The sequence below is a fragment of the Rhizobium sp. SJZ105 genome (assembly GCF_007828365.1).
Lineage (GTDB): Bacteria > Pseudomonadota > Alphaproteobacteria > Rhizobiales > Rhizobiaceae > Agrobacterium > Agrobacterium tumefaciens.
Genome location: NZ_VIUP01000014.1, coordinates 1 through 26,634 on the forward strand (window position 1 = coordinate 1; position 26,634 = coordinate 26,634).

A 26,634-nucleotide genomic window follows, 5' to 3' on the forward strand; every position below is an offset into this window, starting at 1 on the left:
AGCCAAACGGCGCAAAACGTGACTGTCCCAAGATCATCGGCATGTCAGCGATCCGTTCTCTCGATGGGCGCGGCATCTTTCATGCCACCTCCTGACTGGTATCGTGTGGGGAGATTTGAAGCGGTAATGCCTCTCTTGTCCACTGGCGAGTGAAAATTCAGTCAGGCCGCATCGACCCTTGGTCACGGGTGACAGGAGCCGGATCTCCGCTATGCCGAGACCCGGTTCCGCCTAAGCCAAAGCGTCAGCCGATCTGCGCGTTGTCATCACGCTTGATGGCGATAACGGTGGAGCGCGGCAGCTTGCCTTCGCCATCCGGGAAGGGGGCGTCGGGGTGCTGGATGCCGACGAAGTGGGTACGCTTGTCGCCGGACCATGTCTGGCCGGTAACTTCAGAACCCTTCGGCGCGGTCAGGAAACGTTCGATACGGCCGGTCGCCGGATCGCCTGCCAGCATCTGGTTATTGCCCTGGCCGGCGAAGTTGCCCTCGTTGCTGTCCTCTCCGTCGGTCTGGATCCAGAGGAGACCGGTCGAATCGAACATCATGCCATCGGGCGAGTTGAACATGTTGCCTTCGTTGATGTTCGAAGAGCCGGCATAGGCATCCTTGTGAACGGTGGGGTTGCCGGCCATGCAGAACAGGTCCCACTTGAATCTGCCGTCCGCGTGATCGTCGTTTTCCGGGTACCAGCGCACGATCTGGCCGTATTCGTTCTTTTCGCGCGGGTTGGCAGCATTGATCGCCATGGCGTCACCGCCAGCATTGGCGCGCAACTTGCCGTCTTTCATTTCGCCGCGACGGCTGTTGTTGGTAAGGGCGCAATAGGCTTCGATGGCGACCGGGTTGATGGCGACCCATTCCGGGCGGTCCATCGTTGTCGCGCCCACCTTGGAAGCGGCCTGACGGGTAAAGACGCAGATTTCATCGATCTTCATGCCTGTCGTCTCAGGCGTGAGAGCCAGCCATTCACCAGCGCCGTCGTCCGAGAACCTGGCGACGTAGAGCGTGCCTTCGTCTAGCAGTTTCGAGGTGTCGCCACCGGGCACGTAAATGCCGTTGGAGACGAATTTGTAGAGGAATTCGCCACGCTCGTCATCGCCCATATAAACCACCACGCGGCCGTCACGGGCAATCACCACGGCGGCGTTCTCGTGCTTGATGCGGCCAAGGGCGGTGCGCTTGATCGGGGTGGAGGAGGCGTCCGAAGGATCGATCTCAACCACGTAACCGGCGCGGCGCGGCTCGTTGGGGTTCTTGGCGACATCGAAACGCGCATCGAACTTCTCATAGGCGTAACGGGTCTCGGCGACGATACCGTAGCGCTTGTAGTCATCCGGCAGCTTGAAGGCGGCATCAGTGGTACCGAAATAGCCGTTGAAGTTTTCCTCGCAGGTGAGGTAGGTGCCCCAGGGCGTGCGGCCGGCGCCGCAATTGTTGAAGGTCCCCAGACAGTCGACACCCTTCGGATCTGCGGCGGTCTTGACGAGGTCCGAGCCTGCGGCCGGGCCGGAAAGCTTCATCGGGGTGTTGTGGTGAATACGGCGGTTGAACGGGCTGTCGAGAACGATTTCCCAGCCTCCGGTGCCTTCCGCAACTTCCATGACGGTGACGCCCTGCATGTTCTGCAGGATCTTGACGTCGTCGGCCGTTTTCGGGTTGCCCTTTTCGGCATGCGGCAGGTTGGTTTCCGGGTTTACATATTCATGGTTGACGGCGATCAGCTGGTGATTGCCAACCATGAACAGTTCCATGCCGTCAGTATTTTCGCCGAAGACCTTGTCGGAGTTTTCAACGCTGACACCCTTGGCAGGGTCGAGGTCGGGCACGTTGGAGAACAGCGGCTGGCCCCACTTGGCGACCGGCTTCCAGCTGTAGCCTTCCGGTACGTGAATGGTGTGGTCGGTCGCGGCAGCCACCGGCTTGAAGGGGAAACGGCCGGCTGCCGCTTCCTGCGCTTCCGCCGAGGTGCTGGTCATCAGGTTGCCGAGCGTGCCCATGGCTGCTGCGGCCGAACCGAAGGCAAGCACGCCACCGAGAAAGCCGCGGCGGGAAATCGCGGTCTCGACCACGCGGTCGAAATCGGTTTCGGCCGGCGGCGGGTTTTGCAGCTCGTCCCACGCATCCCAGGAAAGCTTGCTCGTATCGATGTCGGTCATATCGTATCTCCACCGTTTGCATGTTTGGAATCATTCCAACACGGTGCGTACCGTTTCAGTGTTTCACACAAATGACGGGAATAACGACTTTAAATATGATCTTCACAGGAAAGGATTCTGTATTTTTCCCTCAATGCGGGAGAAGGATACGGGTGAGCAAAAAGCCTTCGAAGCGGCAGAAGTGGAAAGGAATGTCCGTTCCCTTGCGCCACTCGCCGCTGATGTCGGTCGTCAGCCGAAGGGATGCTGAACCGCACTCTTCATAGCCGGATAACTCCGCCGCCTCGAAAAAGAACAAACGTCTGACGGTCGGATAAAGCGCTTTGAACAGGCTTTCCTTGGCCGAAAAGATCAGCCCGGTCATGAAGGGATCGATGTCGTTTCCAAGACTGAGGCGTTCGTTTGCGGTCAGTACCTGCGGGGCAATATCGCAAGCTTCCTCCTCGTTCAGAAGCCTTTCGATATCGATGCCAATGCCGCAGAACCGCTCGGAAGAGCCGGCAAGCGCAATTGCCCGCTCGTGGCTGTGGGAAATCGCGCCGACCACGCCTTCGGGCCAGATAGGGGCGCGATCCTCTCCCATGCCGGGAAAGGCGGCGCGGCCGGTGAGACGGCGTATGGCTTCGGCAGCACATCTGCGCCCGGCGATAAATTCCGCCTTGCGTCTGGGCGAAGCGCGCAAAAGCTGCGGCGGCAAGGGAGGGACCTTGCCGCCGCGCCCTTCTTCGGCGCTGTAATGAAGGCTGACGCAATGACAATCGCATCTGTCATCCGGCCAAGGCCAGATGGCCTCGGGTGGATCGCCGGAAACAGCTTCGCCGTGAAACGCCGGCACGTTGGCCATTTCTGTCATCCTCATCACGCGGACCGATGCTCAGGCGGCAAGCGTGGCGCCGCCATCGACTACGATCTGTTGCATCGTCACATGGCCTGCCTGATCGGAGGCGAGGAACAGCACCGTGTCGGCGATGTCGTCCGGCCGCGCGATCTTGCCGAGCGGAATGCCGAGCTTGAACTGCTCGGGAAGACCGGCGACCAGTCGCTGTTTGCCGCTGGGATCGTTCAGCATGCCGGCCAGCATCGGCGTATCGGTGGAGCCGGGTGACACCACATTGCAGCGCACGCCATAGGGCGCGAGTTCAAGTGCTGCGCAATGGCTGAGGCTGACGAGTGCGGCCTTGGAAGCACAATAGGCGAGCATGCCGATGCGCGGCACAACGGCGGCGTTGGAGGCGATGTTGACGATTGCCCCGCGCCGCTGCCGCTTGAAGACGCCGCTCCATTGCCGCAGCAGGTAGAACGGCCCCGCAGCATTGACATCCATGCAGGCGTTCCAGTCCTGCGGCGTCAGGCTTTCGCTGTCGCCGAGCCGGAGGATGCCGGCGGCGTTGACGAGAATGTCTAGCCCGCCCCATTCCTTCTCGATCGCCTCGCTCGCCGCCTCCACTGCCGCCGCGTCCGTGATGTCGAGCGTGATTTGGCGGAAGGTTGCATCGGTTGCATCGGCAATGAGGTCAAGGCCGATGACCTCGGCCCCTTCCTCGGTGAAACGCTCGGCGATGCGGCGGCCGATGCCCTGCGCGGCACCTGTCACCAGCACGCGCCGCCCGTTAAATCTGTTCTGCATCATCTTGTCCGTCCGCTCAGGCCGCGAGCCGCTTTTCTTCGATCAGCGCCCACCAGGCAGAAAGCGTCGGTACGCGGGCAAGCTCTTCGAAGCCCACGATGACGCCGCGTTCCTTCAGTTCGCCGGCAAGCTTCATCACCTGCAGCGAATCCAGCCCATAGAAGATCAGGTTCTCATCCGGGTCGATGTCGCTCTCGTCCTCCACCATTTGCAGGATGCGGGCCTTCAGCCATTCGCTGATATCGGTGGTCTCTCCCGCGCCGGCAAGGCTTGCAGTGTCGATCACCACGCCGCAGCGTGTTGCCACATATTGCAGCGCCATGCGGTGTTCGGCTTCGGAAAAATCGGCGACGGCATCACCCAGCATGAAGGGCTGAATATCCTTCATGAAGGCTTCAACAGCCGTCATCATGCAGCCGATATGGGCATAGACGCCGCCGATGATGATCTGGTCGCGGCCCCACCCCTTCATGCGCTCGGCAAGGTCTGAACGCTGGAAGGCGCTGTAGCGCCATTTGGTCAGCACCACATCGTCGGGCGTCGGCGCAAGCTTGTCCACGACCTTCTGCAACTCCGGGTCGACCACGGTCAGGCCCGGTCCCCACATGTCGTTCAGAAGCGCGCGGTCGGCGGCAGGCTGATCGTGCGGCTGGGCGGTGTAGATGACCGGCACGCCGTTCTGAACCGCCCATGCCTTTACCTTTGCAAGATTGTCGATGAGGGTTGTCATCAACCTGCCGTCAGCCTCGTAGAACCGCAGGAAATAACGCTGCATGTCGTGGATGAGCAGCACGGCGCGCTTGGCGTCCGGCTGCCATTTGGTCTTGTTGGCCGGAAAGCTTGCTGCGACCGGCATCGGATAATCGGAAATGGTGGGGATCGTCATATTGACCTCGATAGTTTGGCGCATCGGCATGGGCGACACGCAATTTTCAAATGGTTGAGGCGTGCACGCTCAATTACGCCGGGATTGGCGCTGCGAGCATGTCGCGCAGACGTTTCTTGTCGATCTTGCCGACGGCAGTAAGCGGCATGGTGTCGATGAAACGCACCCGGTCCGGCAGCTTGTAATCCGCAACACCCAGACCAGAGAGATGCTGGCGGATGGCCGGTGCCTTGAGAGCGGGATTGCGGGAAACGACGAAGACGCAGCTTTTTTCACCGAGGAGTTCGTCCTGCATCGCGACCAGTGCGGCATGCGTCACATCCGGATGCTGAAGGATCAGGTTTTCCACCTCTTCCGATGCGACCTTCTCGCCGCCGCGATTGATCTGGTCTTTCACCCGGCCAACCACCCGCAGGTAACCTTCGGGGGTGCGCTGAACGACATCGCCGGAATAATAAAAACCCTGGTTGTCGAAGACGCGCGCGCTGTGCTCGGCGGCGCGGTAATATCCGCGAAACGTATAGGGGCCGCGCGTCGCCAGCATGCCGGCTTCGCCTTCTGGGACGTCGTTGCCGTCCTCGTCAACGATGCGGATCTCGTCATCCGGGCTGATCGGCCGCCCTTGCGTGGTGAAGACAATATGGTCGGGATCACCGGCGCGGGTATAGTTCACCAGACCTTCCGCCATGCCGAAGACCTGCTGGAGGGCGCAACCCAGCACCTGCGGCACCTGACGCGCTAAAGCTTCAGCAAAGCTTGCGCCGCCGACCTGCAGCAGCTTGAGGGATTTCAGCCGTTCGCGATGGGCGGGCGCCACCTGTAACCACAGCGCCACGGCAGGCGGCACCAGAGGCACAATGTCGATGCCATGTTTTTCGATGAGGTCGAAGCAGGCAAGCGGCTCGGGATTGGCCGCCATTACCACGGTGCCGCCAGCGTGGAACACGCCAAGCGCACCCGGCGAACTCATGGGGTAATTATGCGCCACCGGAATGGCGCAGAGGAAACGGGTCTGCGGCGTCAGCTCGCAGATTTCCGCACTGGCCCGGGCGCTGTAGTCATAGTCGTTATGCGTGCGGGGGATCAGTTTCGGTGTTCCGGTGCTGCCGCCGGAAAGCTGGAACAACGCTACCTCATCGGCTGCCGAAGGGCCGTAATGCGGCGCATTTTCGGCGGGTGATGAGAGCCATTGTTCGAGGCTGCGCTGCGGTTCCGTCTCACCAAGCAGCAGCGTTACGGCAAGCTGCGGAGAGGCAAGCTTCAGCGCATCCAGAAACGTGTCATTGGCAAAAAGCTCGTGGGAACGCGAGCCGATCACCAGCTTTGGCGCAATCTGTTCCGCATAGGAGGTCATTTCCAGCCGGCGATGGCTGAAAAGCGCATTGACGGGTGCAGCGCCGATTTTCATCAGAGCGAAAAAGACGAGATAGAACTCCGCGATATTAGGCAATTGCACCAGTGCCGTGTCGCCCCTGCCGATCCCGGCGGCAGCCAGATGCCCGGCAAGATTGGAAGATTGCCGGTCGAGATCGGCATAGGTGAAGCGGCGGTCGCCGCAGATCAGCGCGGTCGCGTCCGGCCGAAGTTCTACCTGCTGGGTGAGGATGTCGCTGAGCGGTCTGTCGATCCAGTAGCCGCGGTCGCGGTATCGGCGCGCCAGATCTTCGGGCCAGCGTTCAAATTCGATTGTCATGGTGTGTCCCTGGGAAAATTAGGCAGAAAGACCGCAGGCGTTCAGCATGGTCTTGAGCTTGGTCTGCACCTCGGCCCATTCGGATTCGGGTTCCGAGGCTTCAACGATGCCGGCGCCTGCGAACAGCCGCACGGTTTGCCGTTGCACGGTGCCGCAACGGATTGTCACCACCCACTCGCCGTTACCCTCGGCATCCGTCCAGCCGACCATGCCGGTGAACAGCCCACGCTCGAAAGGCTCGACGAAGCGAATAAGCCTGCGGGCACGTTCGGTAGGGAAACCGCAAACAGCAGGTGTGGGATGCAGCAGGCACGCGAGTTGCAGCGCATTGGTCTCGGGATCAGCAAGGCGACCCTCGATGCGCGTCGAAAGATGCCAGAGAGCGGCCGTGTTGATGAGGGAGGGTTTTTCGGGAACGTCGATTTCAGTGCAGCAAGGCGTAAGCAGCGAGCGTATATCCTCGATCACGAGGCTATGCTCGTAATGGTCTTTTTCCGAAGCCGAAAGCCGGTCTGCATTGGCCTTGTCCGCTACCGGGTCAGCCATGCGTTTTGCCGAGCCCGCGAGCGGGTTCGAGATGACTTTTTCACCCTGCTTGCGGATGAGGAGTTCGGGGCTCACGCCGATCAGATCGCCGCCATCGGGTAGCGGAATGCGGAACTGGTAACCCTCGCGGTTCTGTTTGGCGAGGCTGGCCAGCAATCTTTCGACATTGACCTCGGAGGCGAAGGTCAGTTCGCGCATGACCGAAAGCACTGCCTTGCGGACATCGGAATGGCGGAAATTGACGATGGCATGCTCGACGGCGCGCTTGAAGCCATTTTCATCGGGCAGGCTGTTCTGGCCGACAAGCGTTGGCATCGCCGAATCAGTCGAGATCGAAGCGGTACCCTTTGGATTCCACTCATGGTTGTTGGGAATGTACAGGCAGGATGGCTCGTTGACGTCGAAGGGGATGGCGCCAATGGCGATGGGATTGTCCTGTCCGGCCCTGCGCGCCCTCTCAAAAGCGGCCTTTATCGCCTTCTGCAAAGGGCTTCCCGCATCTTCGGCGCCATGGGCAGGAATCGTTATCCTTTCGCGAATGCCTCTGGCTCGCAGTTCGCCCGAGCCAGAAGTGAACAGAAATTCTCTATCAAAATCAGTAATTTCGTCGGAATCGACGTCATTCGTCCTGAGTGCTCCCGTTTTCATGGGATGCCTCCTGTGCGAGTGGTTGACGGTGGCTTATACTTGATTATGATAATCATGTTTTGTCAATCGGTGCAAATTCACATGCTAAATTTAACCCCCATGCAGGTTGCCTACTGGGTCGGCCGAGAGGCGGACGGGATACTCGGAAAAGTTACGCCGCATCTCTATCTCGAGTTCGAAGGCAAGGGGCTGGAGGCGGAAAGACTGGCCGTCGCGGTCGAAAGGCTTTGCCGGCGTCACCCCATGCTCAGCCTCAGGATCGATGCGGAAGGGCGACAGACGGCGGACCCCGCCGGCCGGCCGCTCCGCCTCGGCGTGGAGGACATGGCGTCTCTCAATGAGGAGGCGCTTGCGCACCGTCTTGCCGCCAAACGTGAGGCGTGGAGCCATCGCCAGATCGATCTACGCGTTGCCCCGCCGGCGGCAGTGTCGCTCAGCCTGCTGCCCGCAGGTCGCGCCAGGCTGCATTTGGATACCGACATGCTGGCCATCGATCCCGCCAGTATACGTATCGTGCTGGAAGATCTCGCCCGCTTTTATGAAGCCGACGCGGACGAACTCGAGCCATTGGGGGATACACCACCATCGTTTTTCAGCTGGGCGGAACGTCTTGCATCCGATCCGGAACTCAAAGCCCAGCGTGAAAGGGACCGGCTGTGGTGGCGGCAACATATTGCCGATATTCCGGAGGCACCGCCATTGCCGTTTTTGCCCGAGGACCCGTCACGCGCCGTTCACACCGATCGCCTTGCAGCAAGACTTTCTCCGGCTGAACGCAGCAGTCTGGAACGGGTGGCGCGGCGCTGCGGCGTGACCACGTCGACCCTGTTGCTTGGTATCTTTGCAGTGGTGCTTTCGCAGGCGACGAATACGGAAAAGTTCCGGCTTTCCGTGCCGGCTTTCTGGCGCGCGCCGCTGGTGGAAGGGGTCGATGGCATCGTCGGCGAATTCTCCAATGTGCTCATTCTTGGCGTTGATATCCGGCCTGAGGAGAGCCTTGAGCGACTGCTTGGACGGCTGTTCGGAGAGATGAACGGGCTTCTGGCGCACCAGTCCTATCCCGGGGTCAGCGTCATGCGCGACCTTTCCCGCCTGCGCGGCGGTTTGCAGACCTCACCGGTTGTCTTTACCGCGGGTGTCGATTTGCCCGGGGGCGAGTTGTTTTCGGAAAATGTGGCGCGCGTGTTCGGCCCGATGATCCACACCGTCTCGCAGGGGCCTGGAGTTGCGCTGGATGCGCAGGTCGCAGCGCTCGATGGCGGGCTTTTGATCAACTGGGATGTGCGGCTCGATGCGCTGCCGGAAAGCTGGCTGCGAGCCCTGTTCGACGCCCATACCGCCCTTCTTCGCCACCTCGCCGCCAGCCCCGATCTCGCTTCCGAGACCGTTGAGCGATTAGGCTTGCAAGCGCCTGAAGCGACAGTGCAGACAAAAGGAAAATCCATGGAACGGCCACTCTCAGCCTTGCAAAAGGCCTATCTGCTCGGTCGCGGCACCCATCTGCCGCTGAGCGGCGTGGCGATGCAGGAGTTCCGCGAATATCGCGGCAATATCGATCCCGCATTGCTTCGCTCGCGCCTTACCGCAATGGTCGAGCGGCATGAAAGCCTGCGCACCCACATCGATGAGCGGCGTCTGGTGCAGGTGATCTCGGATGAGCCGAAGCTAAACCTTGATATTGTTGATCTTTCGGACCTGTCCGCTTCCGAAGCCGAACAGCGGATCGACACCGTGCGGCAGGATTTCTCCCATGCCCATTTCGATCTTGCCGCTTCTCCCTGGCAGGTCACGGTCTTTCGTCTGCCGGAGGTTGCGGTGGGGGACAGCGTGGCGGTCTTCCTGCGCTTCGACGCCCTTATTCTCGACGGACGGGGAATAGCCAGCCTTGCGGCGGAACTCTTCGATGATGTCGTGCCGCCCGGATCAGCCGTCGCAGCCACCGCCGCGCAGCAAGATGTAGCAGCGGCCCGTGCCGAGGATGCCGCATATTGGGCTGAGAAACTTGAGGGTGCGGAAGTGCCCTCGCAACTGCCCTGGAAAGCCCCGCTCGAAACCATTGCCGTTTCGCGTTACAGCCGCCAGAGCCTGACCGTGGAAAAACAACGCTTTACCGCCTTTTCACGGATCGGCGCGAAAGAGCGGCTGTTCAAGAATTCTGCGCTGACGGCGGTAATCCTCGATGTGCTGTCGCTTTGGCTGAACGAAGGTGCCCTCGTCGTCGGCATTCCTGTCGCCCCGCAGGTGGAAGGCGCGTTTGCCAATCGCTCGAGCTTCATCGCAGTCAAATGGGATGCGGCCAAGGGCGATTTTGCGGAGCGGGCCGCAGCTTTGCAAACCGATGTGCTTGAGGGCCTCAATCATCTGGCTTTTTCAGGGGTAGATCTCAATCGCATCCTTCTCAACGCCAATCCGGGTGGGCTCGCCCTGCCTGTCGTCATCACCAACGGCCTTTCATGGCCAACGCTTTCGCAAGCTTCGACGCTTCGTTGGACTGACGGGCTTACCCAGACGCCCCAAGTCGCGCTGGATTTCCGTTTTTCGCAAAACCCGGATGGCGATCTCGTCCTTGCTATCGACTATGCGGAGCAGGCTATCGATGCCGGATTGGTGGCTGGCATTCTCGGTGCCATAGAGCGTGCGATTACCGCGATCACCGCCAGCGGGACGTTTTCGATGAATTTCCGCGAGATCGTCGACCTGTCTCACTATCGGCTGAATGGCGACGAGCGGAACTTCGTCTGCCCGCCATTCCTGGAACGGATCGCCTCGCATCTTTTCGAAGGAGACGGATCGCGCACGGCCCTGATCAACGGCAAACGGCGCATCTCCTATCACGAACTTGGCGACGCGGTGGCGCGGGCGATGGCGGGCCTTAAGACGCGCGGCATTGGCCGAGGCGATGTCGTAGCGGTGTGCCTGCCGCGCAGCCCGGAGCACACAGCCGTCACGCTCGCCGCTGCACTTATCGGCGCCATCTGGGTGCCGATCGATGCGAGCTCGCCGGAAGATCGCCTGCACTATCTGCTGACCAATTGCCACCCGGCCATGATCGTTGCCCGTTCCGTTCCGCAAGGATTCGACGCTGTCGGTCCCGAGGAGATTCTCGCAACGCCAGCCGCCTCCGGCGTGCCCGTTAACGCGGCGGAACTGGCGGCACTTTCAGCAAGCGAAGCACCCGCTTATTACCTCTACACTTCCGGCACGACAGGCAAACCGAAATGCGTCGTGCTCTCTAACAGGGCCACGGCCAATGTCATCGGCAGCACGCTTTCGGAATGGGCGGTGACGGAAAATGACGTCTTCATCTCCGTCACGCCCTTGCACCACGACATGTCGGTCTTCGATGTTTTTGGGTCGCTTGCCGCCGGTGCGACACTGGTGCTGCCGGAACCCGGCGAGGAAAAGGATGCGGTCCGCTGGAACGAGTTGGTGGCCGAACACGGCGTTACGCTGTGGTGCTCGGTGCCGGCGATTCTTGAGATGCTATTGTCCTGCCATCGTGGCGACCAGCTCGGCTCGCTCCGGCTCGTCGCGCAGGGCGGTGATTACATCAAGCCCGTGGTCATCGAGGAGTTGCGCCGGCTGAAACCCGAGCTTCGGCTGATATCGCTGGGCGGGCCGACGGAAACGACCATCTGGAGCATCTGGCACGAAATCGTGACAGCCGATACCTCGGCGATACCCTACGGGCATCCCTTGCCCGGCAATCGCTATTTCATCCTCAATGATCAGGGCGGCCATTGCCCGACGGGCGTTGTCGGGCGCATCCACACAGTGGGAGTGAATGTGGCGATCGGCTATCTGGAAGATGGCGCCATTACCCAGACGGATTTCGTGACGGTCAGCGATACGGATGGACATGCGGTGCGCGCTTTCCGCACCGGAGACCGGGGCCGTTACCGGCCGGATGGCAAGATCATGTTCGCCAGCCGCGTCAACGGTTACGTCAAGGTGCGCGGGGTGCGGGTCTCGCTGCCGGATGTGGAAAATGAACTTATCCGCCACCCCTTCATCCAGCGTGTACTGGTGGTGGATTACGGTGCCGAGCAAAAGGGGGAGGCTGCTATCGGCGTGCTTTATGTTCCGATGCCCGGCCTTGAGCTTTCCACCGCCGATCTGCGCAATTTTGCCCGCAGGCATCTGCCGGAGTCGCATGTGCCCGGCCGCTTTCTCAATGTGGCCGATCTGCCGCTCTCGGCTAATGGCAAGCCGGATCGCCGCCGCGCCCGCGAATTGCTGACGGCAGCGGAACCGGCAAAGGCACCTGCGGCTGTAACAATCAAAGTCGCCGATCAGGGTGATCGCCGCGTGCTGGATATCTATCTCGGCGTACTGGGCAAAAACCCGGCGAATGTGGACACGAGCAGCGATCTGCTGGCGCTTGGCCTTTTGCCCTCGCATCTGAAAACCGTTTCGGCCGAAATTCGCAGCGCCTTCGGCGTGGAGCTTTCGCCGCAGCAACTCCTGCGTTGCCGAAACGCCAAACAGGTCAGTTCGCTTTTACCCGATTCGGCGGCATGAGCCGCATCATTGCGGCCAAAATTACGGAAATAATTCAAGGAAAAACAGATGGCGCATATCGATCCTGCCGGCGGCTGGCTTCCCCTGACCCAGCCGCAACTCGATTTCTGGGAGGAGTTTTCCTTCCATCCCGACGAGCCGGTCTCCACCGTCGCCCATTACATCGAGCTTTCGGGTGCCGTGAACGAAGGCGCTCTGCTTGAGGCAATCAGGCGCACCGTCCGCGAATCGGAAGTTCTGTCGATCCGCTTTCGCGTCGGTGAGGATGGCGAGACGCCACAGCAATGCTGCGATCCGCTCCACGCTCCGATGGTCGAGCTTGTCGATCTCCGTGCCCATACAGCGCCTTTCGAGGAAGCGCTGGGGCGCATGAACGCGGATGTCGAGGCAAGGCTTGATCTTCGAACCGACAAGCTGTCCGCCCAGGTGCTTTACCGCATCGCCGACGATCGCTACCTCTGGTATATCCGTGCCCATCATATCGTCGTCGACGGTTATGGTCTTACGCTGGTGGAGCAGCGCTGCGGGCAGCTTTACGGGCACTATTGCGGCAAGGGCGAGGCGGGTCCGGATTTCCATCCTTTCCCCAGTTTTCTTGCCGAAGAGGACGCCTACCGGCAAAGCCGCCGTTTCGAAAAGGACCGCGAGTTCTGGACGGCCTATCTCGCGCCGCCGGTGGATCTGCCCGTGCTGGACAAGGATTGCGAGGATTACGGCGGCGGCGGCCTGCATGCCGATGCGGGATTGCCGGAAGGTTTCAGCACAAGACTGCAACAGATATCCAGCGCACTGGAGATAGGCTGGCCGGACCTTCTGGTGCTGCTTTCAGGCCTTTATCTTCACCGCGTATTGCCGCGCCCGGATCGCGATGTGCTGACGCTGTGGCTGCCCTTCATGAGCCGCTGGGGCAGCGTCGGCGCGCATATGCCCGCCATGCTCGTCAACATCCTGCCTTTCCATCTGACGATAGAACCGCAGGAGAGCCTTGGTAGCTTCCTTGCGCGCAATGCCGCCAATCTGCGCCGGCAACGCCTGCATGGCCGCTACCGCCTCGAACAGATCGCCGCCGACCGCGACATCTCCAAGGGCCGGCGGTTTTTCTTCTCACCGCTTATCAACGTCCTGCCCTTCAGCGCGCCGGTATTTGCAGGGCTTGCCGTTATCAGGCACATTCTCGCCAATGGTCCGGGCGACGGGTTCAACCTGACCTTCCGTGGCGAGGATGACGGCAGTGATCTGAACCTGCATATCGACGCGGATTCCGCACTGACAGAAGCCGACGATTTCGCGCGTTACCGCGAGGAATTGCCGCAGTTTCTGGATGCCATGCTGCGCGACGAGGCGCTGGCGGCTCCGGCCGAAGAGGTTTCCGCGGCCTTCCGTCTGGCGGTTTGAGAAGCCGGGTGCTCTGCAAAAAGGGGACGGAAATCTCTCTGCCGTCACTCTGCATTTGGTCGGGAGTGACTGGGTGCGGATGTGATAAACCCGGCTCCGTTATGCAAAACCCTGCCTGATGGGGTGACACGCTGTCCTCCCACACAACGTCATCCTTGGGCTTGTCCCAAGGATCCAATCACGTCCAATTAAATCCAGACGTCGCAGATGCTCGGGGCAGGCCCGAGCATCACGGAAGAGAGCTTTCCGGACATTTGTTAAAAAGCAAAACCCGGCGCCGCCATGCGGAGCCGGGTTTATTGGGAAGCCTGGCCAGCACTCAGGCTAGCGTTGTCAGCACCCGGCCCGAAGCGCCTGCTTCGGCGAAACGGCTGAAGACGCCGCTGGTGGTCGTGCGCAGCCGGTCGACATCTTCGGGGCCGTAACGGTCGGAGCGGTAGCTCATCAACACGCGGATGGAGCGTTCGCCGCCAATCGTTTCTTCCATCACCTCGAATTGCAGCCCCAGCATGGATTCGTGCTTGTCGGGATCGATCTGGCGGAACTCGACGGCTTTGCCGTCCGGTCCTGTAAGAGTGCCGTTCAGCTTGTTCTTGGCGTGAATCTGGATGAATACCTCGAACAGATGATCTCGACCCGGTGTCATGCCAAGCGCCTCTTCGACGAGATCGATCGGGATTTCGCTGTGTTCAAGAGAGCCGTTGACCGTGTTCTTCACCGAGGAGATCAGTTCGCCGACAGTCATCTCCTCGCGGAAACGCACACGATGGGCAACGACCGTGGTGAAATAGCCGATCGTATCGAAATAGCCACTGTCGGTGCGCCCGGACGCCGATGTGCCGACCACGAGATCGCTCAGCCCGCCCAGATGGCGCAGCGACGCGGCGATGGCGGCATAAACGACGTTGAACAGGGAGGCGCTGTTCTGCTTGGCGATGGCGTAAAGTCCGTCGCTGACGTGTTTTTCCAGCTTGAACTCGATCCAGCCGCCCGCCGGCGCCTCGTCGTGTGCAGCATCTGTCGACGTGCTGTTCTGTCCGGTAAGGACCAGGCCCTTCGGTGCGTCCCGCAGCATATCGGTCCAGTAGGCAAGGTGGTCGCCGTTGACGCCGGATGCCACCTGTTTTCTGGCGAATTCATGGAAGGGTGCGGGCTTGCTCGCAAAGACAGGGGCCTTGCCCGTGGCTCTTGCCCTATAGGCTTCGGTCAGCTCGTCCATCATCAGGTTCACCGACCATTCGTCCAGCACAATATGGTGGAAGAGGAAAGAGAGCACCTGGCCGCCGGTTTGGGGATTGCGCAGGAAACGCAGCCGCATCGGCAATTCGCGGGCAAGGTCGAACCGCCAGGAAGCCTCCGTATGCCGGTCTACGCCGTCGCTTTCTTCGCTGGTCCAGAACCATTTGTAGCCGGGCAGGTCGTGCATTGGCACGATCTTTTGCAGAACCGTCCCATCTTCGATGTAAAAATGGGTTCGCAGGCCGGGATGACGCTCGATAATATCGAGGAATGCACATTCGAAAGCGCTCTCATCCACCGGATCGAGGAAATCGAGCGCGAAGGGGATGTTGAAAATCTCGCCGAAACCGAAGGCGGCATAGGCTTTCCAGAGCGACATCTGCGCAAGAGAAAGCGGTGCCGTCAGCGAGCCGGTCGCGGTTGCTTCCGCCTGTGAAGGGGCGCCGGTTTCGAGATGCGTCGCCTGTTTTGCGAGCGATGCGGCGGTGGGATAGCTGAACAGGTCGTTGAAACGCAGCTCGATGCCGTGATTGCTCAAAAGGCGTCCGATGATGCGGGTCGCGATCAGCGAATGGCCGCCAAAATCGAAGAAATCGTCATCCGGTCCCATGTCTGGCGACGCAAGCGCTTCGCGGAATTCGGCAAGAATTGCCGCGGCAGTCTCGTCGTCGCTGGAGCGGGAGGCGGCGGGCAGGGATGCTGCAGCCTCCGGCCCTGCGGACGAGGTTTGATGCGTAATGCCGGAAAAATCCGCACCGCCTTCGAGATGGGCGATGAAACGCTCCAGCAGAAATGCCGTCGCATGCGGCGAGGCCTCCTTGCCGCCGGTCAGTTCCAGACGGATGTGGCCATCAACCGTGCTGCCGGCAGCGAGCGTCAGGCCAAGGCCGGACTGGAGAGAGGGGAGTGGCAGGCGCTCGAACCGGAGCCGCTCGACGGATGAGGTTTCAGCCGATGTTGGCAGCGTCTGAAGCGTGAAGGTGGCAACCTCGTCGTTGTGTTCGCCATGTCGGGCCAACCCAGCCAGCACGGCTTTTTCGGCCTCCTGCGGCGACTGGCTACGTGAGATCGAGACGCGGGCGACCGCATCTGCCGGAAGCGGCAAGCCGGCCTCGTTCCCGGGTTGCAGCGGCAGGCGCAGGGTAACAGTGTCGAGATCGCCACTGGCCGCCAGAAAAAGCGCGAAACGGGCGCCGGTGCGTGCCAGAAGCGCGTCCGTTGCGGCCGAGCCGTTTGGGTCGAGAAGGGCAGTCGGAAGATCGACACTGTGGCAGTGGCTCGCCGGCTTGGTCCCGTTATTACGCAGAGAGACGACGGGCGTGCTGGAGGCCGGTCCTTGCAGCCAGGGGAGCGGAACTGGATTGACGATGGCGTTTTCGGTGATGCGTGGCGAAAGCGGCTTTGGTGCCTCGCCAGCATAGGCTGCGGCAACAGCGCCCAGCAAAATCTGCGGCGAGAGGGATTCACCAAGCAGGCCATGCACCAGAAGCGCCAGCAGTACCTCTCCTTCGCTCAAGAGCACGATGGCCTGAAACGGCGGATCGATTTCCGCGTCGAACGGGCTTGCCTGAAGGTCGTGCAGAAGGGCCACCGCTTCGTCTTTCGATGCCGTCTGAAACAGCTGCACGAGAGATGCCGAAGGGGCCTCTACGCTCTTGGCAAGGGTGCCGTCTTCTCCAAAGGAAAACCGCACGCGCAGTTCGGGCCATGCCTCGCAGACCGTCTCCAGTGCCGATGTCAGGCGCAGAAGGTCGCTCTCGCCGCCGATGCGGTAGGTGAGAATATGCCGGAAGACCTGATCGGGGTCCTGAAATTGCTGGAACCAGACCCGCTCCTCATATTGGCTTGGCTGCGATCCGCTCCGTGGGGCTTCGTCCGCATTGTCGAAGGTTTGTTCGATGCGGCGCGCAAGCATGCGCGAATTATCTGCTGCCATGGTCCTCTCCTTGGAAGTATAATGTTGAGGTACGTTGCGCTTGGCTGGGAAAGTCCCCTCTTGCGGGGATCAGCAGCCCGCGCGCGACTGCTCGATCAGCGCCTGCCAGGCGGCAAGCGTGGGCTGACGGGCGAGATCGTCATAGTGAAGTCGCGTGCCGGCGAGCTGCGAAAGCGGCGGGATCAGGCGCATGAGAGCGAGGGAGTGAAGTCCGCAGCCGAACAGGTTGGCGTTCGGGCCGATATGTCCCAACTCATCGTCCAGAACCTTGGCGAGATGGGCTTTGAGTTCCGTCATCATGTCCGCCTCCAGCTTGCCAGCCGCCGCGATTGCAGGTTCATTCATCGAAATGATCGTGAACGCCGCTTGCTCCGCGCCGCCAGTAGCCGGAAGCGCGCGTCCACTTGGGGTTCGCGCCGTACTCGCCGATCAGGATGGCGCGCAGGTCTTTCGCCGCTTTCGATTCGCAGGCGACCCAGCTGAAGAAATCGCCCTCAGGCAGTTCAAGCGTACGCAGCGCCTCCGTCAGGGCGTCGTGATCGGCGCCGCCCGCGGCCTCCTGCGTTACCCAGATGATCGACGCGTCAGCTTTCGTGGCGAGGTCCAGGCGATCAGCCTCCGTCTCAACTTCGATCAGCGCGACGACGCGGGTGCCCTCGGGCATTTCTTCCAGTCGCCGTGCAAGGGCGGGAAGGCCGGTATCGTCGGCAATCAGCAGATGCCAGTCGAAGGTGAAGGGAATGGTGAACGAGCCGCGCGGGCCTGCAATCCATGCCTTGTCACCCACCCTGGCGGATTTTGCCCAGTTGCTGGCGGGGCCATCATGGTGCGTGGCGAAATCGATGGCGAGTTCACCCTTCTCGGCATCGAAGCTGCGCGGCGTGTAATCGCGTGCGAGCGGGCGCGGCGCGCCTTCGGGAAATTCGAGGCCGTTCGGGCCGATCACCGGCAGGTTAGGTTCGGTTTCGCCGGGAAGCGGGGAGAACATCTTGACGTGGTCGTCAAAACCGAGACTGGCAAAGCCTTCAAGCTCAGGCCCGGTCAATACGATGCGCACCATGGACCGGCTGAGTTTTTCCACGCGGGCCACGTCAAGGCAGCGTAGCTTGACGGCGTAACGATGGCGTTTGGGGGTCCGGTCCGGAACGCCGGTTTCGATGCTTTGTGCAATGCTCATGTTGCTGTCTTCCCTGGGATATCGCCGATGGGGATCGGCAGTTTCGCTGTCCCGGATCGGCATGCCGGACAATCGCGCACCGGAGTTTTCCGGCGGGAGATCCGACGTCGTTGTGTCAAGATGCGCAAACCATAACAGGCGGTTCCGGCGGTCGCAATATAAGTTTCTTCAAAAACTCAAGTTTATGTCCGGCGCATGGTTTGCGTCGGAATTACGCTTGTCGAAAAGGCGTTTAACGGCGGCCTGCCCAGCTTTCCACCGCGTCCAACGTGTGCAGCGCGCTTGGGATGGACGGCGTCGTGACCCGGCTGGAATCGAGAAAGATGATCCGGCCGTCACGCGCCGGTTTGACGAAGCGTTCCCAGCCGGGAATGATCTTTTCAAGTGCGGCGCGCGTTCCGGCTTCGCCTCGGGCGGGGCTGTTATAGCTGTTCATCACCACCAGCAGATCCGGGTTGAGCTTGCCAAAAGCCTCGGCACTGAGCGGCATCGCCAGGGTGGAACCCAGCCCACCCGACGAGGTGGCGTTGTCGATTTTCAGCCGTGCGTAACCCAGATCCTCGAGCGCCTGCACCGCACCGGACATGTCGCCGACCGCGTTGATCTGGTCGGTCAGAAGAATTGCGAGATAGGTCTTGCCTTTTGCGTCTTCGCCGAGTGCTTTTTTGACGGTGGCGAGTTTCTCGTCATAGGTCTTCCGGCGCTCGGCAAAAGCGTCACTTCTGCCAACGAGACCCGAAAGATTCTCTTCGACGCTGAAGCCATACGTGTGGCCAGTGCTTACCTTCTGCAGATAGACGGGCGCGACGGTGGAAAGCTGCTCGGCCTTGCCGCTGTCCATTTCCGTGGCGACGATCAGGTCAGGTTGCAGCGCTCTCAGCTTTTCCAGATCGATCTGACCCACCGCGCCGAAACCTTTCGGTTTCGTGCGGCCTTCACCGAGAACGGTGTCGATGAAATCAACGGCGGTTGCGAATTTGCCGTCGCTGTTGCGGCCATAGGCGCCTACCACGTTGGCGCCAAGATCCATCAGCGGCACGCCCAGCAGCGGTTCGTGCATGACGACGATGCGCTGCGGCTGCTCGGGGATGGAGACCGTGCGGCCGGCGGCATCGGTGACGGTTCGCTCTGCGGCAAGGCTGCTTCCGGCGGTCAGAAGTGCTGCAACGAGGATGGCAAATCGCATGGCATACCCTTTGTTCAATTTCTTCAGTGGCGGTTGGTTCTGCGCAGCGCCTGCAGGCGCAGCGTGAGGATGAAAAGCGGCACGCCGATCAGCGTCAGCGCAAGGCCTATCGGCATCGGCGTATCGGCCACCAGCCCACGCGAAAGCGTATCGGCGGTCACCACCAGAATGCCGCCCGTCAGCCCCGACAGGAAAAGCCTGGCGCGACCGACGGCGGGCGACACGAAGGTGGCGAGATGCGGGGCGATGACGCCGAGAAAGGTCAAGGGGCCGACAGCGGTGACGGAAGCGGAGCTGAGGATGACCGCAAAAACGATGACGAGCGGGCGCGAACGTTTGACCGTTTCGCCGAGCGCCATGGCCATCTCGTTACCGAGATCAAAGACTGCAAGCGCCCGGCCGATGAGGAAAATGCCCACAAGGCTGACCGCGAAAAGAGGCGCAAATACGAGGATGATCGGCCAGCTCGCCTGAAACAGCGAACCCGCCATCCAGTCTGCAAGCGACAGCGATGTTTCCGTTGGTGTGTAGAGCAAAAGCACTGATGAGACTGATGAAAGGGCGGATTCGATTGCGATGCCCATCAGCAGGATGGCGAGCCCGCTGGAACGTTCGCGCCCCACGAGCGCGATGAGCAGGAAAGCTACCGCAAGGCCGCCGCCGACGGCCGCAAGCGCCACCATGGTCTTGGGCGCCGCCGGCACCAGCACCAGAAGCAGCATGATGGTGGTCATTGATCCCTGGCTCAGACCGAACAGGCCGGGATCGGCAAGCGGATTGCGGGCGACCGATTGCAGCATGGCCCCGGCCAGCGCAACGCTCCATCCGGCCATGAAACCAAGCAGGATGCGCGGCAGCCGAACCGTCCACAGCGCATAGGCCTGATCGTCGCTCAAATGCCCGCCGGCAACGCCGCGCAGGAGGTCAATGAGACCGGTCTGTGTATTTCCAAGACTAACGGAAATGGCGGCCAGCACCAACGCCAGCAGGATCAGTGCAAGCCCGGCCTTTAGGTTGCCGATGCCGATCTGCAGACCGCTCGGCAGCCGCAGGACCGCTTTGCCATCGGTGGCCAATTGCCTTTTCATGACAGCCCCCTTCATGACAGTTTATTGGCCGAAGGCGAAAGATAGAAGCGCTTGACGATGACGATGAAGACGAGGCCGCCAAGCAGGTCCATGAACAGTCCGGTATTGACCACATACGGCCTGAACAGGGTTTGCGCGCCGAGATCGGCCAGCACGCACAGACTCGCCCCGACAAGGGCGGAAGCGGGTAAAGCGAGCGTGAAATTCACCCCGACCAGCGGCCGGACCATATGCGGAACGATGAGGCCGACGAAGCCGATGGGACCGCAGATGGCCACGGCCGAGCCGGACGCCAGCATGGTGGCGAAAAGTGCCACCCGGGAAACGCGCGTGACGTTGACGCCGGCGGAAGCGGCTTTTTCCGCACCCAGCAGTACGAGCGTCAGCGGGCAGGCAACCGACCAGAGCATCACCATCGCAATGGCGCCAATCCACCAGAAATCGGTGAGGCGCTCGGCATAGACGTGGTTGATATTGCCGCCGACCCAGCTCAGGAATTCGGCGCGACGTGTGGGGTTTGACAAAAGGAGGGCATTGGTGATGCCGATCAGCAGCATGGAGACAAGAGCACCGGACAGGATGAGCGACAGGCCGCGCGGATCGTTTGACCGCCCGGCCAGCCGGGCGACGAGGAAGCAGGCGCCAAAGCCGAAGCCGGCGCCGATAAGCGCGATGAGCCCCTGTATTTCGGGCGAGAAATCGAACACCAGCGCACCGGCGACCACAAAAAGCGTCGCACCGGCATTCAGGCCCAGGGTGGAGGGCGAGGCGAGAGGATTGCGGGCAAGCCCCTGCAGCACGCAGCCACTGACGGCCGTGGTGGCGCCGACATAGATCGCAATCAGTGAGCGCGGGATTTGCTGATAGAGGAGAACCGACTGTTCATAGGTTTCGGCCTCGCCATGCAGGAGCGTCGTCGCGATTTCGGCAAGTGGCAGGTCGCCAGTCATCAGCACGAAGTTGATGACGAGAACAGCGGCCAGTAAGATCGCGGCGGCAAAGATCAGCATTATTTTAGATGTCATGCCGGAATGGCCTGTTCCTGCCGCTCCAGCCGCGGCACGCAGATGAGCCGCCCCTGCCGGGAAAATATGTCGGCCTCGAGATCAAAGACGTCGGCAACATTGGCTGATGTGACCGTATTCGCGACAGGCCCGGAGGCGAGAACCCGTCCGGCTTTCAGCATGATGACGTCATCGGCGAAGGTGGAGGCGAGGTTGAGATCATGCAGCACGACGATAACAGTTTTGCCGTGCCTGTCCGTCAGTTCGCGCACAAGGCTGAGGACGGCATATTGATATTTCATGTCGAGATGGTTGACCGGCTCGTCCATCAGGATCACCTCCGTGTCCTGAGCGAGCACCATGGCGATGAAGGCGCGCTGGCGCTGGCCGCCGGACAGCGTGTTGACCTGCGCCCTGGCCTTGTCTTCCAGCCCGACGGTCTTCAGCGCTTCGGCAAAAAGCGCCCGGTCGCGTTCGGATGGACCGCCGCCAAGCCCGTAACGTGCATAACCCGCAAGCTCGATCAATTCGCCAAGCGTCATATAGTCAGGGCAATGGCATTCCTGCGGCAGATAGGAGATGCGACGGGCGAGTTCGCGGCGTCCGATCGCGCCGATCAGGCGGTCACCGAGGCTTATCCTGCCTGATGATAAAGGCACGAAACCCATGATCGTCTTCAACAGCGTCGACTTGCCACAGCCGTTGGGTCCGACCAGCGCTGTGACGCGGCCGGTTTGAAAGCGGGCAGACAGGCCCTGCAATACGGGGATGTGTCCGTAACTCGCATGAAGGTCCGTGGCATCAAGCACCGGATTACAACTCCTGTTATTCATAGGGCCATGCGTCGACTCGACGCACGTCCTACCTAAGCTGTTGAATTCACGTATCAAACTTGCGGAAATCGGGTTCTGTACCGGCAAGCGCGACAGGCTGGTCTTGAAGCGACACTAAACTATAGTAAAATTCTCCACAAATCGAAATTTGCCGATTCACATCGCGGATTTCGTGATGATTTTTTCATTCGAGGTGTTTCATGTCAGTCGCGCTCAAGCTTCACGTCGGCATGTCGCTGGCGCCAACCTGGCTCAGCGGCGAGGCATGGCGGCGTCAAGACAGCGGTATAGACGGGGTTTTCTCCAGCGATTATTTCGTCGATCTTGCAAAGCGCGCCGAGGCTGCGCACGTGGATTTTGTCTTCCGGCCCGACACGTTGTTTCTGCGCACCGAGGGGCTGGAGACCGGCGGCGGATTTGCGAGTATGGACCCGACCATGCTTCTGGCCGCCATCGCTCGGGAGACCAGCCATGTCGGCCTGTTATCCACGGTTTCGACGACATTCCTGCCGCCTTATGTGGTTGCCCGCCAACTGCAATCGCTGAACTGGTTGAGCAATGGCCGGGCAGGATGGAACATCGTCACGGCGCTGGACGGCCACGAAAATTTCGGCCTGAAAGAAATGCCGTCGCCACAGGAGCGCTATGAACGCGCCGCCGAGTTCACGCAGGTAGTACAGCAGCTCTGGGCGAGCTTTCCCAACGAGGCGCTGAAGCTGGACAAAGAGAGCGGGCGTTTTGCAGATTCGTCGCTGGTCCAGCCAATCGCGCATGAAGGAGAGCACTTCAGCGTCAAAGGCCCGCTCAACCTGCCGGCCCATTCCAGCCGTATTCCACTGGTGCAGGCTGGGGCTTCCCCCGAAGGCCGCGATTTCGCAGCCTCCGTTGCGGATGCGGTCTTTGCCTCGACGCCGGATATGCAGGCGGCAATCGAACTTCGGGCGGATTTGCGGCAAAGAGCGGAGCGGCATGGGCGCTCACCGGATGTGGTGAAGCTGATGCCGGGTCTCAGTCTTTATCTGGCGGACACCAAGAACGAGGCGCTGGAGCTGTTTGCGGAGACCCACGCAAGGGCCAACCATGGCCGCATATTTGCATCCATTCAAAATCTGACGGGTCTTGACCTTTCCGACTGGTCGCTCACGCGGATCGTCACCCCTTCTGACTTGCCGCCGCCGCCCGAGACACCGAGAAGCCGCACCCATGCCAATTTGCTCCGCCGACTGATCGAACGGGAAACGCTGAGCGTTGCCGAATTGTTGCGGCGACCGGAAGTGATGGGGTCGGGCCATTGGCAGATCATCGGCACGGTTGAGGATGCTTTTGAAAGCATCCGCGAATGGGTGGCGGCCGGCGCGATAGACGGCTTTGTCGCGGTGCCTGGCGGTTCGGTCGCGTCGATGCGGCTGGTGCTGGAGCGGCTGCTTCCGAGGCTCGGTGATGCCGGGCTCTTCCGCACCGCCTATTCCGGCAGCACCTTCGCCGACCACCTGGCCGGATAGGTTTACGAGCCGCCGGATTCTGCCGTCGCCTTTCCGGCCGCTTCAAGAAGCTGCGGAAAGTGCCGCTCGGTCTCGGCGGTCGCGAGGAAAGAAACGGTGGTGACGACGCAACAGATTTCGCCCTGTGCGTCGAAAACCGGGGCGGCCTTGCCGGTTAGGGCGGAGAACAGGTGTTCGTTGAGTTCCGCCCCGCCTGTCTCACGAATGGCGTGCAGGACTTTAGCGTCTGGGCGGGACCCGCGAAAGGCGGGCGGCTGCAGCTTGCGCACCGGCGCTGTCCTATCCGGTGGCAGATAAGCCTGAAAAAGCAGCCCGCAGGCGCTGTTATCCAGCGGTAGAACATCCCCCAGCGCCACGGTGCTGATGGAGAAGCTGGCACTCCTGTGCCACTGCACCACGGTCGGGCCGCGATCGGTCCAGATCGCCACGCCGCAACTGGCGCCGATCTGCGAGGCCAGTGCTTTCATCTGTCGACCGGCGGTTTCGACCGGATTGATTCGTCTGAGCGCGCTGACGCCTATCGAGAGCGCGGTTGGGCCGAGGTCGTAGCTGCCGGTTGCAGGGTCCTGTGCCACCAGTCCTTCCCGCACGAGGCTTTGCAGGTAACGATGAGCTGTGGAACGGCCTGTGCCGGCGCGTTTGGCGAGTTCGCCCAGTGCAAGCGCCCCGTCCGATTTTGCCAGAAGGTCGAGAAAACGGGCAGCAATAGAGACCGACTGAATGAGGGCAGAGCGCTTCTCTCCGTCGTTTTCAGGCAGATTGTCCGGCTCGTCATCCATGGCGTCCAAGTCGCTCCCCGATTTATGTCGTGAACATGCCTAGCGCATCCGACCGGAAATCGGAATCGATTTCTGAGTTATTTCAACGCCTTCCCCTTGAGGCGGGGAGTTACATGACAACGGCCAGTCGATAAACTTTGTTGTAAATATGGCACATCCCGTTACGGAACCCTATCCGTCCACAATACGGAACGCATTCTCTATTGCGAAACGGATAACGCTTCCGTTACTTGAATATGACTTTGATACTCATGTTTATTAGGGGTGTGTTATGGGGTTTCGTTCTAGCGGCCGTTTGATGGGCGGGGTCAGCGTTTTGACGCTGGCCGCCCTGTTTGTGACGCCGATTTTCGCCCAGGAGCAACAGGCCGAGGCCTCGGGAACGACCGTTCTCAAGCCGATTGTGGTGACCGGCGAAAAAGTCGCGCGCGACATGAAGAACACGGCGTCTTCCGTCTCGGTCAAATCCAGCGATGAACTGAAAAAGGAAAAGACCGGCGATCCAACCGTCTCAGACGCGATCAAGGACATTCCAAACGTTGTTTATACCGACAATGTCAGCGCCCCGATCATTCGCGGTCTCGACACGCAGGGACCGAACACCGGAGCAACGGCGTTCTTCGCCGGCACCGTGCCGCGCGCCACGATCAATGTCGATGGTCACTATCTCGGTTATAACGAGTTCATCTATGGCGCGACGTCCATCTGGGATGTCGAAAGCATCGAGGTCTTCCGTGGGCCGCAGACCACATCGCAGGGCGCTAACGCCATTGCCGGCGCCATTCTCGTCAATACCAAGGACCCGACGTTTACGCCGGAAGCAAGCTATCAGGCCGAAATCGGGAATTATCACCAGAAGCGGGCGTCCTTTGCGGTCTCAGGCCCGTTGATCGAAGACGAGCTGGCGGCGCGTCTGGCAATCGATTATTCGGGTCGCGATACCTTTATCGATTACATCAATTCCGGTTTTGCCCACGCAGGCACCAACCAGGATTTCAAGGAATTCAACGCGCGTTTCAAGCTTCTGTGGGAACCGCCGGAAATTCCGGGCCTGACGACCAAGCTGACCTATTCCTATAACGCCGCCAACCGGCCGAGCCAGGAAGCGGCGTCGCGTCCTTTCGAGGATCTCAACCACGTCACCACCACCATGCCGAGCTGGAGCCAGAATACCCACACCGGCATTCTCGACATCAATTACGACTTTGAAAACGGCGTAAAACTCTTCAACCAGACCCAATTTTCCGCTTCGGATGCGCGCCGCAGGGTGGGTGTGGTCAATAATGGCGACGCCAATATCGATCAGAAGAATGTGTCCCACGAGACCCGTGTGACCTTCGGTGACCAGGAAGACGTTCTGAGTGGCGTCGCGGGCATCTATTACGCCCATACGCAGGCCGATGAAATTCTCTATCTTCTGAACCCGGCAAACAGAAGAACCCTTTCGACATTTGACGATACCAAGGACAATCTCGGCATTTTCAGCGAGTTGAGCTACCGTCTGACCGACCAGTGGACGCTTACCGGCGGCCTGCGTTACCAGACCGATCGTATTCAGCGCGCGGGCCGCTCCGTCTATTCCAACGTCGCGGTTGATTTTGACGAGACCTTTTCCGAATTGCTTCCCAAGGCCTCGCTTGCCTATGCGATCAACGATGACTGGACCGTTGGCGGCATGATCAGCCGTGGTTACAATCCCGGCGGCATATCGCTGAACATCTCGTCCGGCCAATGGTTGCCCTTCGAGAAGGAAACCATCTGGAACTACGAACTCTACACGCGCGCGAAGTTGCTGGATGACAGGCTGACGCTCAACAGCAACCTGTTCTACATGGATTACAAGAACGCCCAGTACAATATTCCGGTCGTTATCTCGTCAGGCATTACTCAATCCTACACCATCAATGCGCAGAAAGCGCATGCCTATGGTCTGGAAATCGGCGCCGATTATCAGGTTCTCGACAATCTGACGCTGAAGGCAAGTGCCGGCGTGCTGAAGACCGAAATCGACCAGATTTCCAGCAATGCCAGCTATGCAGGCAATGAATTCGCGAAATCGCCTGGTTACATGTTCAGCATCGGGGCAAGCTGGGATGTGACCGACAAGTTCACCGTCTCGGGTCAGGTGCGTCATATCGACGGTTATTATTCCGATACGGCCAACACGGCTGCCTATGCGATCGACCCCTACACCATCGCCGATGTGCGTGCGAGCTACAAGTTCCAGGAGGAGATGGAGGTCTACGCTTACGTGAAGAACGTCTTCGACGAGCGTGCGCCGACCTATATGCAGCAGAACCGCGGCATTGGCGGCATCGAGGCCAGCATGACCGAACCGCGCATGTTCGGCATTGGTGTCAGAGGCACGTTCTAAGCGATTGCCTGAACCGGAAAAGTAAAAAGGCCTTCGAATTGA

Annotated in this window: 18 protein-coding genes; 4 read left to right on the forward strand and 14 right to left on the reverse strand. The window is 60.5% G+C overall.

Annotated elements, in window-relative coordinates; translation table 11 throughout:
- Positions 1-244 precede the first annotated feature (244 nt).
- The 6 genes from FB593_RS24275 to FB593_RS24300 form a co-directional block, all read right to left on the reverse strand.
- Positions 245-2,158 carry a PhoX family protein gene (locus FB593_RS24275; protein ID WP_121557414.1) on the reverse strand — a complete coding sequence of 638 codons (1,914 nt, stop codon included), beginning with the start codon at positions 2,156-2,158 and terminating at the stop codon, positions 245-247.
- 130 nt (positions 2,159-2,288) lie between these two features.
- Positions 2,289-3,002 carry a 4'-phosphopantetheinyl transferase family protein gene (locus FB593_RS24280; RefSeq protein ID WP_145167144.1) on the reverse strand — a complete coding sequence of 238 codons (714 nt, stop codon included), beginning with the start codon at positions 3,000-3,002 and terminating at the stop codon, positions 2,289-2,291.
- Between the two features lie 30 nt (positions 3,003-3,032).
- Positions 3,033-3,788 carry a 2,3-dihydro-2,3-dihydroxybenzoate dehydrogenase gene (dhbA, locus tag FB593_RS24285; protein WP_145167145.1) on the reverse strand — a complete coding sequence of 252 codons (756 nt, stop codon included), beginning with the start codon at positions 3,786-3,788 and terminating at the stop codon, positions 3,033-3,035.
- 13 nt (positions 3,789-3,801) lie between these two features.
- Positions 3,802-4,671, reverse strand: a complete 870-nt coding sequence (locus FB593_RS24290; RefSeq protein ID WP_145167146.1) for an isochorismatase — start codon at positions 4,669-4,671, stop codon at positions 3,802-3,804.
- Between the two features lie 73 nt (positions 4,672-4,744).
- Complete coding sequence (locus FB593_RS24295) at positions 4,745-6,364, reverse strand: (2,3-dihydroxybenzoyl)adenylate synthase (RefSeq protein ID WP_038494926.1); 1,620 nt, start codon at positions 6,362-6,364, stop codon at positions 4,745-4,747.
- A gap of 18 nt (positions 6,365-6,382) precedes the next feature.
- Entirely contained in the window at positions 6,383-7,558 is a 1,176-nt protein-coding gene (locus FB593_RS24300; RefSeq protein WP_003518132.1) for an isochorismate synthase MenF, read from the reverse strand.
- Positions 7,559-7,639: 81 nt separating this feature from the next.
- Between FB593_RS24300 and FB593_RS24305 the strand changes: the two genes are divergently transcribed.
- A complete protein-coding gene (locus FB593_RS24305) occupies positions 7,640-12,079 on the forward strand; it encodes an amino acid adenylation domain-containing protein (protein ID WP_145167147.1) in 4,440 nt (1,479 codons plus the stop codon).
- A gap of 48 nt (positions 12,080-12,127) precedes the next feature.
- A complete protein-coding gene (locus tag FB593_RS24310) occupies positions 12,128-13,474 on the forward strand; it encodes a condensation domain-containing protein (RefSeq protein WP_145167148.1) in 1,347 nt (448 codons plus the stop codon).
- Between the two features lie 319 nt (positions 13,475-13,793).
- Here the strand turns inward: FB593_RS24310 and FB593_RS24315 are convergent, their stop codons facing one another.
- The 7 genes from FB593_RS24315 to FB593_RS24345 all read right to left on the reverse strand — a co-directional run bounded on the left by FB593_RS24315 (position 13,794) and on the right by FB593_RS24345 (position 21,937).
- Positions 13,794-16,649, reverse strand: coding sequence for a condensation domain-containing protein (locus tag FB593_RS24315; protein WP_145167149.1), 2,856 nt, complete (start codon positions 16,647-16,649; stop codon positions 13,794-13,796).
- Between the two features lie 69 nt (positions 16,650-16,718).
- Positions 16,719-16,994 (reverse strand): phosphopantetheine-binding protein, encoded by a 276-nt coding sequence (locus FB593_RS24320; protein WP_145167150.1) that lies wholly within the window; start codon positions 16,992-16,994, stop codon positions 16,719-16,721.
- Entirely contained in the window at positions 16,987-17,826 is an 840-nt protein-coding gene (locus FB593_RS24325) for a siderophore-interacting protein (RefSeq protein ID WP_145167151.1), read from the reverse strand. Before FB593_RS24325 ends, FB593_RS24320 begins: the two co-directional genes overlap by 8 nt.
- Positions 17,827-18,058: 232 nt before the next feature.
- Positions 18,059-19,012 carry an ABC transporter substrate-binding protein gene (locus FB593_RS24330; RefSeq protein ID WP_112492867.1) on the reverse strand — a complete coding sequence of 318 codons (954 nt, stop codon included), beginning with the start codon at positions 19,010-19,012 and terminating at the stop codon, positions 18,059-18,061.
- A 23-nt stretch (positions 19,013-19,035) separates the two neighbouring features.
- Positions 19,036-20,100 (reverse strand): FecCD family ABC transporter permease, encoded by a 1,065-nt coding sequence (locus tag FB593_RS24335; RefSeq protein ID WP_112682776.1) that lies wholly within the window; start codon positions 20,098-20,100, stop codon positions 19,036-19,038.
- Between the two features lie 11 nt (positions 20,101-20,111).
- Complete coding sequence (locus FB593_RS24340; protein ID WP_145167152.1) at positions 20,112-21,125, reverse strand: FecCD family ABC transporter permease; 1,014 nt, start codon at positions 21,123-21,125, stop codon at positions 20,112-20,114.
- Positions 21,122-21,937 (reverse strand): ABC transporter ATP-binding protein, encoded by an 816-nt coding sequence (locus FB593_RS24345; RefSeq protein ID WP_034502490.1) that lies wholly within the window; start codon positions 21,935-21,937, stop codon positions 21,122-21,124. Before FB593_RS24345 ends, FB593_RS24340 begins: the two co-directional genes overlap by 4 nt.
- A gap of 200 nt (positions 21,938-22,137) precedes the next feature.
- Here FB593_RS24345 and FB593_RS24350 point away from each other — a divergent pair, with 200 nt between their 5' ends.
- Positions 22,138-23,439, forward strand: a complete 1,302-nt coding sequence (locus FB593_RS24350; RefSeq protein ID WP_145167153.1) for an NtaA/DmoA family FMN-dependent monooxygenase — start codon at positions 22,138-22,140, stop codon at positions 23,437-23,439.
- Between the two features lie 2 nt (positions 23,440-23,441).
- On the opposite strand, the gene FB593_RS24355 is transcribed toward FB593_RS24350, so the two are convergent.
- Positions 23,442-24,218 (reverse strand): IclR family transcriptional regulator, encoded by a 777-nt coding sequence (locus FB593_RS24355; RefSeq protein WP_065705812.1) that lies wholly within the window; start codon positions 24,216-24,218, stop codon positions 23,442-23,444.
- A gap of 271 nt (positions 24,219-24,489) precedes the next feature.
- On the opposite strand from FB593_RS24355, the gene FB593_RS24360 reads away from it, so the two are divergent.
- Positions 24,490-26,592, forward strand: coding sequence for a TonB-dependent receptor (locus FB593_RS24360; protein ID WP_065658489.1), 2,103 nt, complete (start codon positions 24,490-24,492; stop codon positions 26,590-26,592).
- The last annotated feature ends 42 nt before the right edge of the window (positions 26,593-26,634 follow it).